This is a genomic window from Comamonas sp. B-9 (assembly GCF_000410635.1).
Taxonomy (GTDB): domain Bacteria; phylum Pseudomonadota; class Gammaproteobacteria; order Burkholderiales; family Burkholderiaceae_C; genus Comamonas.
Genome location: NZ_KE148535.1, coordinates 7429 through 11598, shown reverse-complemented (window position 1 = coordinate 11598; position 4170 = coordinate 7429). Strand labels below are relative to the sequence as shown.

Genomic DNA, 4170 nt, shown 5'->3' with positions numbered 1-4170 from the left:
CCCGGCCCGAGGCAGCGACTGGCGCGCCCACGCCCGAGGGCCTGGCCCGCACCGTGGCCGCGCTGATGCCCGAGGGCGCCATCGTCTCGGACGAGAGCATTTCCTACGGCCGGGGCTTTTACCCGCACACCCATGCCGCGCCGGCGCATGACTGGCTGCACCTGGCTGGCGGCGCGATTGGCGATGGCATGCCGGTGGCGACCGGTGCGGCCATTGGTGCGGGCAAGCAGCGCCGGGTGATCAATCTGCAGGCCGATGGCTCTGCGATGTATTCGTTGCAATCGCTGTGGACGCAGGCGCGCGAGCAGCTGCCTGTCACCACCATCGTGCTGAACAACAGCCGCTACAACATCCTGATTGGCGAATACAAGGGCGTGGGCGCCACGCCGGGCGCCACCGCCATGCAGATGCTGGACCTGGGCAACCCCTCGATTGGCTGGGTGAAGCTGGCCGAAGGCATGGGCGTGGAAGCGGCGCGCGCCACGACCATGGAGGAGTGCGCCCGGCTGATGCAGGCCAGTTTTGCTAAATCCGGCCCCTTCTTGATTGAACTGATAATTTAATAGATTCTGAACATACAGGTTTGGAAGTCACCTACACTGCTGCCTGACCATGCTCCAACGCCTGCGCAGCCGCCCCCGCTTCTCCGCCGTCATCACGGCGGTTTTTGCGTTGCTGCTGCTCGTGGCATCGCTGGCAGGTGTGCAGGTGCGCGTGCTGGCGCAGCCCATTGCGGCCGTGCTGGCGGCCGATGTCTGCAGCGTCAATGCACCGGCGCTGGATGTGGCGCTGGCCCATGCCGACCACCTGGCAGCGGATGATCTTCTGCCGGATGGCAGCGACAGCCACAGCGCGCACAGCGCCCATGGCGCCGATTGCGTGCTGTGTATTGCGATGGCACTGCCACTGGCCTTTGCCGCCGATGTGCACCGGCCAGCGGCCCCTGCCTTCCACCCGCAGTGGCAGGCCCAGTCGGCTCACTACCCCGAAACGCCGGGCGCGCCACTGCCCGCGCGCGGCCCGCCTCCCGTCCTTGTCTAACGCACTTATGCCGCAGTGATGCTGCCGCTGCTCTCCGCGCCCATCGCGCGGGGAGGGCGGCCGCGCAGCCTCTGCAACCCATGGGCCTCTTCGTCATGTCTGCTTTAGCCGCCTTCGCTGCGGCCGGCTGGGCATGGCTGCGTGCGCCCCCACCACATTGATGCAAGCCGCTGCGCCCAGCAGCGCTTGCTGCGAGAGACATTGATGACTTCCTACTTTTTGGAGGCAGCGCCGGGCCTGCGCCTGCCTGCGCCGCCGCGCGCCCGCTTGCAGCGTCCGCAGATGGCGCTATCCGCACTGGTCTTGGCCACCAGCTCTGCCTGGGGACAAAGCCCTGCTGCACCGTCGCTACCTGCGGCCAGCGTGCCGGAGATCAGCCTGCAGGAGACCGTCGTAACCGCAGTGCATGAGCATTCGCCGCTGCAGGTGGTGGCTGATCCCAAGCAGCCGCGCCAACCGGTGCCGGCGAGTGATGCGGCCGACTACCTCAAAAGCATTCCGGGCTTCTCGGCGATCCGCAGTGGCGGCTCCAACAGCGACCCGGTGTTCCGGGGCCAGTTTGGCTCGCGCCTGCCGATATTGACCAATGGGCAGACCTTGTTGGGCGCCTGCCCGGCGCGCATGGATTCGCCCAGCTCCTATATCTCGCCCGAGACCTACGATGTGCTGACGGTGGTCAAGGGCCCGCAGACGGTGATCTGGGGGCCGGGCGCATCGGCCGGGGTGGTGCGCTTTGACCGCGAACGGCCTGAACTGGACAGCAGCCAGGTGCGGCTGTCTGCCAGCCTGCAAGGCGGCACCGCAGCGCGCAGCGACCAGAACATCGACCTGCTGGCCGGCAATGCCGCGTATTACCTGCGCCTCACCGCCAACCATTCGCAAAGCAAGGACTACCGCGACGGCGATGGCCAGCGCGTGCCCTCGCACTGGGACAAATGGAACACCGATGTCGCCATTGGCTGGACGCCCGATGCCAACACCTGGCTGGAGCTGAGCGCCGGCCAAGGCGATGGCGAGGCTCGCTATGGCGGCCGGGGCATGGATGGCACCCAGTTCAAGCGCGAAAGCTATGGCCTGCGGCTGGAGAAAAAGAACCTGGGCGAGCGTCTAACCAAGCTGGAAGCGCAGCTCTATTACCACCGCGCCGACCATGTGATGGACAACTTCAGCCTGCGGCCCTTTGTGCCGGAAGGCGGCATGTCCATGCCGATGGCGGCCAATGTGCGGCGCACCACCACCGGCATGCGCGTGGCCACCACCTGGCAACTGGGCCCGCACACCGAAGCGGTGCTGGGCGTGGATGCCATGGGCAGCCCGCATGACAGCCGGTCGGGCACGGAGATGCAGTCCTACCGCAGCAAGCCTTGGGCGCGGGATGCCAAGTTCAGCAACCAGGGCCTGTTTGCGCAGGCCACGCAGCACCTGGGCAGTGAGGACAAGCTCGTCGCCGGCCTGCGGCTGGACCGGGCACAGGCCTGGCGCACCCCCAGCGACAGCGGCATGGGCGGCATGGAGGGCATGGGCGATATGGGCACGATGGGTGGCATGCAGGCCATGGCCGGCATGGATGCCAGCATGGCCGCCACGGCCCGCAACCACCGCGAGCGCAGCGCCATGCCCAGTGGCTTTCTGCGCTGGGAGCGTGCCCGCGCCGATGGCAGCACGCTTTACGCCGGTATCGGCCATGTGCAGCGCTTTCCGGATTACTGGGAGCTGATATCGCCGAGCAACAGCGCAGCCGACAAGGGCGATGCCTTCAACCACCTGCAGCCGGAGAAAATCACCCAGATCGATGTGGGTGCAAGCTGGAAGGGCGCAGACTGGTTGCTCTGGACCTCCGCCTATGTCGGCCAGGTGCAGGACTATCTGCTGTTTGACTATGCCGGCATGGCCGCCAACGTGCGCAATGTGCAGGCGCGCACCGCTGGTGCCGAGCTGGGTGGCAGCTACCAACTGACCCCCGGCCTGACCGCCCAGGCCACCATGGCCTACAGCTGGGCCCGCAACCGCAGCGATGGCAAGCCCTTGCCACAGGTGCCCCCGCTGGAGGCCAAGCTGGGCCTGGACTACCGACAAGGTCCCTGGAGCGCTGGCGCGCTGTGGCGCCTGGTTGCCGCGCAGCACCGCTATGCCATGGGCCAGGGCAATGTCGTGGGCCAGGATCTGGGGCCCAGTGCTGGGTTTGGGGTGTTGTCGCTCAATGCCGGCTACAAGATCAGCGAGCAGCTGCGCCTGACTGCCGGTATCGACAATGTCTTTGGCAAGACCTATGCCGAGCACCTGAACCTGGCTGGCAATGCGGGCTTTGGCTTCCCTGGCGGGGTGCGCATCAACGAGCCGGGGCGTACCTTGTGGCTGCGGGGCGACTTCAAGTTCTGATGCAGGCCCGCGCCGCTGTCAGATAGGTTCTGGTGGCGGCGCGCGGATTTGTACCTCTTACAGCGGCACGCGCAAGAAAAGCACAATCACGACACCCAGCGCCAGGTTCAGCGCGACGAGCTGGCGGATCTGGCCCAGGGCCTTGCCGCCTGCGGGCCAGTCCTTGGCGTTGACGGCCTGGTCCAGCCGCTTGAACAGCGCAAACCGGATATGGCCAAACACGGCCATCATCGCCAGGCCCAGCACGGCCATCACCATCCAGGAGACGGGCATGCTGAACTTGGCACCGGCCTGCGCGGCCATGGAATGGACCAGGCCCATCATCGCGATGCCCGACAGCAGCACGGCGGCGATGATGACCAGCACCACGGCAAAAAAGCGCTGGAGCACATCGCGCATCAGCATCAGGCGCTGGGGCGGCTCCAGCTGTTGCAGGGCGGGGCGCAGAAAGAAATGCGCAAAGGCCATGCCGCCCAGCCAGACGATGATGGACAGCAGGTGCACGGTTTTGAGAATGACGTAGAGCATCGGGGGCGCCGTTTTATGGTGTGGGGATGCGCTATGGTACGCGCCAAGCCGCCCTGGCTGGGGATGCGGGCCTGCTTTAAAAAATACCCATGCTTAGACCTGCGGCCATGGCTTCGCCCAGCTCGCGGCAGCGCTGCAGATCGTCTGCACCAATCTGCTTGGTCGCCGCAATGGCCTCGGGCGTTTGGGCATGGGTGCAGACAAGCAGCGGCTCTGCGATGG

4 protein-coding genes and 1 pseudogene are annotated in these 4170 nt (G+C 66.3%); 3 read left to right on the top strand and 2 right to left on the bottom strand.

Features of this window, described 5'->3' with window-relative positions:
- From H928_RS0107635 to H928_RS0107620, 3 genes are all read left to right on the top strand, one after another.
- Nucleotides 1-563 (top strand): thiamine pyrophosphate-dependent enzyme (locus H928_RS0107635; RefSeq protein ID WP_021025947.1); only part of this gene is annotated, 563 nt, incomplete at its 5' end.
- 49 nt (nucleotides 564-612) lie between these two features.
- On the top strand, nucleotides 613-1041 hold the full coding sequence (locus H928_RS26695; protein ID WP_021025946.1) for a DUF2946 family protein: 429 nt from the start codon (nucleotides 613-615) through the stop codon (nucleotides 1039-1041).
- A 204-nt stretch (nucleotides 1042-1245) separates the two neighbouring features.
- A complete protein-coding gene (locus H928_RS0107620) occupies nucleotides 1246-3420 on the top strand; it encodes a TonB-dependent copper receptor (RefSeq protein ID WP_021025945.1) in 2175 nt (724 codons plus the stop codon).
- A 57-nt stretch (nucleotides 3421-3477) separates the two neighbouring features.
- Here H928_RS0107620 and H928_RS0107615 read toward each other — a convergent pair whose 3' ends face one another.
- Nucleotides 3478-3948, bottom strand: coding sequence for a CopD family protein (locus H928_RS0107615; RefSeq protein ID WP_021025944.1), 471 nt, complete (start codon nucleotides 3946-3948; stop codon nucleotides 3478-3480).
- Between the two features lie 76 nt (nucleotides 3949-4024).
- Nucleotides 4025-4170 (bottom strand): annotated as a pseudogene (locus H928_RS33110) (flavodoxin family protein); the annotation flags it as partial.

Bases quoted from the DNA above. Each gene is read 5' to 3' on its own strand.
- H928_RS26695 (WP_021025946.1), top strand. From the start codon at position 613: ATGCTCCAACGCCTGCGCAGCCGCCCCCGCTTCTCCGCCGTCATCACG.
- H928_RS0107620 (WP_021025945.1), top strand. From the start codon at position 1,246: ATGACTTCCTACTTTTTGGAGGCAGCGCCGGGCCTGCGCCTGCCTGCG.
- H928_RS0107615 (WP_021025944.1), bottom strand. From the start codon at position 3,948: ATGCTCTACGTCATTCTCAAAACCGTGCACCTGCTGTCCATCATCGTC.